This is a genomic window from Tannerella forsythia, from assembly GCF_003860135.1.
In the GTDB taxonomy this organism is placed as follows: Bacteria; Bacteroidota; Bacteroidia; order Bacteroidales; family Tannerellaceae; genus Tannerella; species Tannerella forsythia_A.
In genome coordinates, this window is record NZ_RQYN01000097.1 from 1 (window position 1) to 4,028 (window position 4,028).

Consider the following 4,028-nt stretch of genomic DNA (forward strand, 5'->3'; position numbering starts at 1 on the left):
TGCTTCCACATCTTGGACAATCCATAGTTTTTTTCAGCAAAGATAATAGTACTATATGAATTTAACAATACCCAAATTGCTATCGGTAACTTGAGATGGTATTATCGAACTTATGATCTACAGCAAAATCAAGAGACATTAACAGGTTGCAGAACAGGTCAAAACTGTCACTCTACATTGCATTCTGGAAGTCCAGAGTATTACACATGGGATGCAACTGCTAACTATCATCGACATCAACATAAATCACATGGTTGGAGCTCTGTAGAACGTATCGGAAACACGTTTCTTGATGCGGGTGTCTTGATTTTAAGTGGTGCTGATGTATGTATAAAGAACAATATTTTAGATAATACGGCTGCTGCACAGTCTGCTTTTGCTACTACTAGTACGGAAGGTGTGCTTATTTGGCCTGAAACCGGTAGTAATTTCAGATTAAGAGTAGGTGGTAATTGGGGTAAGATTTCGTTAGCTCATAAAAATAATCCGAATAATACGGATCATGGTAACCCTTATTTTACGGATGCTCAGTTTACCTCTTTACCGGTGCAAAATACATCGGGAAGTATGTTCCTTTTCTCCGGAACAACTTCTTTCGACTGGAGAGGATATGCGGCCGACGGGACGACACCACTTGAAATTTATAATGGAACTCAGTATAACGATATAACGTTCCCGAGTTTCTCTACGACAGCCGGTGTGCTGGGTGTCTACGGTAATTATAATGCTCAGAATGAGGATATTTATACGAATAAGGCAATTGATGAAGCCGGAAATAACAAGGGTGTTATCGAAGTGGGACCTGCTACTACGGGGCAACAGAAGTTTCATATTTCTTCAGGCGGTATCATTAAGAATTTCAGCAGCGCTTGCAATCCGCATTGCGATCCGATTCAATTTGTTGCAGCAGGAAATGTGCCTGCCTTTAAAATTGCCGGAACGGAACCTCTGAGTGTGTTGAATACGGGACGTTGCAGAGAAGCGGCTATTTTATTGGCCACTGCCGGAGTCACCGGTATTCAGGGGGCGGTAAACAGTGCTGCAGCTACGGGTGACATGCTGATTCAGGCCCATGGCGGTCAGGTGGAAGTGCGCGATGATATTGCTTTCGCTCCTGCTGCGAACAATAATAATGTCGCCATTCTTTCCGACAGAGCCTATATCAAAACGAAAGCATTCGGCTATACGGCCGCGGGTGGTGGTGCGTTAGGCCATGTTACGTTATGGGCAAAAGGATTGCCGACCACACCTCCTCCGGGAGCTCTTAATCCGGATGATTATCGAGGCGGATACGTTCGCATCGAAGGAAATTTGACAACATCCAGCACGTCTACGGCAAGTACGTGGCAAAACTTGTATAGTGCCGTGCAGAAGAACAGTGAGAATCTGGCCAAGTTTGCCAATTGTAATCATGGTGAAGAGATCAGTGCGCGCACGCAAGCCGCTCTAAATACGGGCGTGCAGACACGTATTCAGTCGGATCATGACGGTATTACGGTGACGGGTGATTTTATGCATACCGGTCAGGACGGCGGTTTGTTTGTACAAGGTGCCGGAAGTGTTACTGTGAATGGAACGACTGAGATTGATTTTACAGCCGGTACAGGAGATGCGGTTATTCAATCCAAAGGAGCAAAAGTCGTTTTCGGAGGTGCATTGACATATAAAGCGAACGAAACGACCGATTTGTTCATCGACGGTGAAACGGGCGTAAACTTTAACAATGGCTCGTTGATCGATTACACGCAAGGAGGAAATCCTTCCGCGCATATCGGTATCCAAGCGAACCGTGGTACGATCGCATTTAGTGCCGCACCCTTTGAATTTAAGCATAAATCTACCGGAAATACGCAGTTATGGGCCGGAGAGAATATTACCAATACGCAAAATGCTCCTTTACTGTTTGATTATACGAAAGTTGCCGATGGTCAGCATATCGATTGGTACGCCGGTAAAGAGATTACAATGGACGGAACGCTGACATTCAAACGGGATGATGCGTCTGACCATACGGGGATGATCGCATTACGCGCGTTTACGAACAAGGAAAATCTTTGGGCCGGTGAGTCAGACAGACCCGGGATTGGCATATGCCCACAAAGATGCCCGGACGGGGTCAATGCTCCCACGCAAGGAAATATTAATCTGAACGATGCGGTGACCGTTTTGTATAAAGGAACGGAAAATGTGTGGATGGCTGCTAATCACGACATCAATATCAACCATAATTATGTGCATGTGGCCGGTGATGGGCAAACGAACCAGGGATTTGCGCGCTTCGTAGCCGGACACGACATTACCACCGGAAAAGGAAATGAAACGACAACCTCTTTCAATTATCTGCACAAGGGTGATCACGGTAATTTCGACATGAAAGCCGGAAACGATATTATTACGCATAATAAAGTCAAAATAGGTTATGCTGCTGCGGCAACGGATGTGAATACAACGCTCTATGCGTGCAGAAATATCGATATTCGTAATGCTTTTACGTATGCCGACAGTTCGGATAATAAGCAGGTGCGTCTGTTTGCCAATCAGGATATTTTGACGAACAGCACCTGCCTCAATTACGGAGCGCCGGTGAATTTCTGGTCTGGTTTTAACGTAAAAACGGAATGGAATGCCGGACGGAATATTATTACCGGCGATACAGTTAACTTCCATTATGGGGAGACCAATAATACAGTAGAGGATTTGTCAATTGTTGCACAAGGTGGAAATATCGAGATGAAGCGCTGGACAAATATTGATTATGACAGCGATAAATCGATCTTATTCTCTGCCGAACGGAACAAATCATACAGTAAGGCTAAGGCAAAAGGATTGTCGAATAATACCGGAGCGGTTTCGAACGGCGGTACGCCCGATGATCCTCGTTTCCTGACGGACGGGCATCTCTATTTCAACGATTCGCTGAAGATTACACGTACGAACGAAGGAACTGCTGTTACCGGATTATATGCCGATTATCATATCCGTACAGCTATGGTGGATATCTTGGATAAAAATGCTGCGAATTCGGAAAACCGTACGGAAGTAGAATCGCACCTGGGCGATCTGTGGCTGGGATACAGTTCGCTTCCCGATATGTGTCAGAGACCGGCTCAAACGACTCCGCTCAGCTACGACAATAACCGTTTTACATATCAAAACGCAAGCGCGGGACATAATGAATCGCTCGTTCTTCGCGCCGGTTATCAGGATCAGAATAATGAAGGACGTTATGGGGGAGGTAATATCTATGTCACGCAGATGTTCAATTCTCTGACAACCGGAGGTACCACGAACACGGAAATTACCATCCCGTTCTCGAACGAATATTTCTGTGGTAGCGCATGGAGTCCGAACAAACTGTACGAACGCAGAGGCGAATCAATGATGATGTATGAACACGCGGGCATCATTTTCGGGCTGGGACGTTGTGGAAAAGATAAGGATATTGCTCAATATGCACCGGCACAGGATGTGAACGGCGATGACGCGGTTACGAAAACAAGCCTCGTTTATCGCGGTAATAACGGTAATTTAACGGTCGATGCGGGTCAGCGTGGTAATATTATTATGAATACGGGTACGGAGTTGGACTTCCAGAACAATCAGGGAAGCGCTTTCTTCCGCACGCGTTTCGGCGATATCGACTTGCGTAACAAGACGGATGTATCAGGAATGCAGGGAAGTCTTCTTTTGTTGGCTCAGAGGGATGACCTTCGGGAGTTGTCGAAGGTGGGTTTGTGCGGTTGCGCCGAAGAGCGTAACAATGTTTACCTGCAGGATTTCCAATACACCCCGAACGAATCGTCCGGAAGTATCTTTATCGGAGCGGACAATAACATTAAGCTGAACTATGGCGGTCTGCAAAACAAGGGCACTCGCCACGACCCGTTCCTGAGCACGGACTACAATCTGGCCAATCCGGGCGAAAAGATCGGCACGGACTATCCGTGCGGATCAGGCAAATACCATTGCGATATGGTAGATGATGAGAATCAGGCCCGTCCTCTTATGCTGGACTTCTCGAAGGCTGT

The 4,028-nt window shown here is 46.3% G+C and carries 1 protein-coding gene; it reads left to right on the plus strand.

Annotated elements, in window-relative coordinates:
* Positions 1 to 399 precede the first annotated feature (399 nt).
* Positions 400 to 4,028, plus strand: a 3,629-nt coding sequence (locus EII41_RS13310) for a hypothetical protein (RefSeq protein WP_148091757.1), incomplete at its 3' end; no start/stop codon positions are given.